The organism is Pseudoalteromonas sp. NEC-BIFX-2020_015 (assembly GCF_012952265.1).
Classification (GTDB): domain Bacteria; phylum Pseudomonadota; class Gammaproteobacteria; order Enterobacterales; family Alteromonadaceae; genus Pseudoalteromonas; species Pseudoalteromonas neustonica.
Genome location: NZ_JABCJL010000060.1, coordinates 1 through 2866, shown reverse-complemented (window position 1 = coordinate 2866; position 2866 = coordinate 1). Strand labels below are relative to the sequence as shown.

Here is a 2866-nt window from a genome sequence, read left to right as displayed (position 1 = left end):
CATGTTTGGCATTTATACTGCGTTATCGCCTATTTATGGGGAACAACCACACTGCATAGGCGCTGCCTTGCCTAAATACCAAACATACTGCTGCAAAATTAATCACGAAAGGTCAACACGCCCTAGCATATTTTTTGATTTTACGTCTTTTGAAAAAACCTTGAAACATAGTCAACCTTCCTTGAGTTATTTAACGAGCCTACAGAGTTACTCATTTAAAATTTATTTTTATTGATGTATCAACCATAACTGATCACCAATTTTGACTCAATCCCTTAATGAAGCCATTAATTGGAAATCACTGTAATAAATTAATAATCAGATGTGACGTTGAGTTAATGCTTTTATTTACTCTAACAAGACGGTACTCCGCCATTTTGAATACTTGCCAAAGTAATCAAAATCCCCCTCGCTTGTGTAATAGTATTTGACTCACATTGAGTTAAGGCAACAACTATTTTATGCTATTTCTACACGGTTTCTTCCGTATGCTTTGGCTAAATATAATGCTTTATCCGCACGCTCAATAAAAGCCGGTGTAGTATTACCCTCCTCGAACAATGCAATGCCAAAACTGGCTGATATAGCTCGCTGTTTTTTATCACTTTTCTTACTTTTAACACAGAGCTTTGCAATTGATTTACGAAGTCTTTCCGCAAAGTTTAATGCATTTGAAATACCTGAAAAATCACCTAAAATGCAAAATTCCTCACCGCCATATCGATATCCTTTAAACGAATCACCGCATGCATTAAGTACTTTATTAGCAACGACTTTGAGTACATCGTCACCTTTTTGATGTCCAAAATCATCATTAAATTTTTTAAAGTGATCAATATCTATAAATATCAATGCATGGTTCATTCCTAATGGCGCTTCCTCATTACAAAAATGAGCGATATCAAGGTCAAATCGACCTCGGTTATACAACCCCGTTAACGAGTCAGTATTAGCAGCCTCTTGAGTACTTAAAAGTGTTTGTTTTAAATTTGATATCTCTGCGTAGGCACTTTCTAACTTTTTCTGAAATGAATACGCATTTTGTTGCATAAGCACTGATTCTTCTGTGAGTTGATCGACAATACCAAGCACTTCATCATATGACTCAACACTATTATTCTTAATGCCCTGCAGTCCCGAATTACACTGGTATAGAAATGCCGAAAATCCTTGAGAAGTTGCAAGTGTTTTATCAATGTCTTCTTTTACATCTTCAATAGTGTCTTGAAAGCTCGTAGAGATCTCATAAAACAAAGCGAGATCTTTATCAGATAAAAATTCATCAAATAATGCGCGAGCTTTATCTGCTGGGCAGGTTTTGTAGCTTTTTAATATATTATCAAGGCGCAAGTTAAACTCTAAGTTACGGCCTAATACATAACAATACCAAATCGCATAATTGACTGGGGTAAACGGTATTTTAAAGCTCGACATCATAGGAATAACTTTTTTCAAATGCTTGGCGGACTGCGAAAGTGAAGTATTAGTATCCATGGGCTTTGTTACTCATTGATTAGATATGCCAAATTGCTTTAGCTTACTTTTATTATTTTATGTAACACTTACTGGACCAATATAGATAATTGCATTAAATAAATCAATCTAAAATAAATCACCCTAAAAGATTAGCTTATGTAAATCTTTTTTTGCAATCAAATAATAAGCGTAAATATCATCCAATGGTGAGGTAACATTAGATGGGAGAGTCAACATGCTCTTTTTATATCGTTACTCTATTTTTTATAAACAATAAAAAAAGCGGAGGAGCTATAACTAGCTCCTCCGCATCCTTAGGTAATATGCACGCTATTCGCACGCAAAAAATGTACTTACCTTATGCTGTAGATACGTTTTCAGCACCTGCATTTTTAAGCGCGTCCTCAATATCACTCTTGTTCTCACTGGTATATTTAACACCTAATAGAACTGATCCCTTGGCAATGGCATCTTCATAATATTTGATTTCATGCTCAGGGATAAAAGCACCAATGATAGCACCTACTGTACCACCGGCAGCGGCACCAGCACCGCCAGCAGCAAGAGCTGCCACTACAGGACCAGTAACGATCAATCCAGTTCCGCCACTAGCCACAACACCAACAGCAGTTAAACCACCAACAATTGCCGCTAATACGCCGCCTGATGCAGCTCCAATTATGCCGCCTTCGGCAGCTTTTGTGCCTTCATCAACAGCAAAATCATCTTTTGTGTAAGAATCATTGGCAACGATGCTAATTTCTGAATTTAAAACACCTAGCGCCTCTAATCTATAGATTGCTAATGTTGCTTTTGAAGCATTCTCAAATAAACCCGTTATAACATTACTCATAATAACTCCTTTTTAAGTTTAAACATTGTGTATGAACTTATTAGAAGCAAATGTTGAACCAGAAATAAAAAAACAGAACTAACACTATAAAGTCAACAACTTAAAAAACACAAACTAATATATCAGTATGTAAAACTGCACACAAAAATCAATTAATTGCAACTTTTACGAATAACAGTGTAAATAATTCTCAGAGCTGAGTTTTTAGGTGTTAGTAGTAAATAGCCGTACGAAACTCATAATTGAAATAAACAGACAATAAACTAGACAGCCAGCACAATTTACCTGCCCACAATGTCAATTTAAAGAACGTCTGCGACAGAGAAAAGATGCGCTACTACTTTCCTGACCCCGTTGTACAACGCTCTATTAATTTAAACATGGCCATACTCGATTGCTATCACAACAGAGTAAAAAAGGACAGGCATATATTTTGCCAGAAAATTTTGCACCTCTACCATCGTAGGTAACCGTATCATTATTTTTTGCGCACTGTTAGTGTTAGTTACAGCACTTAGAATTCAGTTGCTTGGCAGG

At 36.1% G+C, this 2866-nt stretch carries 2 protein-coding genes; both read right to left on the bottom strand.

Annotation, left to right across the window (positions count from 1 at the left end; genetic code table 11):
* Positions 1-459 precede the first annotated feature (459 nt).
* Positions 460-1494, bottom strand: a complete 1035-nt coding sequence (locus HH219_RS21445; RefSeq protein WP_054454124.1) for a GGDEF domain-containing protein — start codon at positions 1492-1494, stop codon at positions 460-462.
* Positions 1495-1834: 340 nt separating this feature from the next.
* Positions 1835-2329, bottom strand: a complete 495-nt coding sequence (locus HH219_RS21440) for a hypothetical protein (protein WP_054206938.1) — start codon at positions 2327-2329, stop codon at positions 1835-1837.
* Positions 2330-2866 lie beyond the last annotated feature (537 nt).

Bases quoted from the DNA above. Each gene is read 5' to 3' on its own strand.
- HH219_RS21445 (WP_054454124.1), bottom strand. From the start codon at position 1,494: ATGGATACTAATACTTCACTTTCGCAGTCCGCCAAGCATTTGAAAAAA.
- HH219_RS21440 (WP_054206938.1), bottom strand. From the start codon at position 2,329: ATGAGTAATGTTATAACGGGTTTATTTGAGAATGCTTCAAAAGCAACA.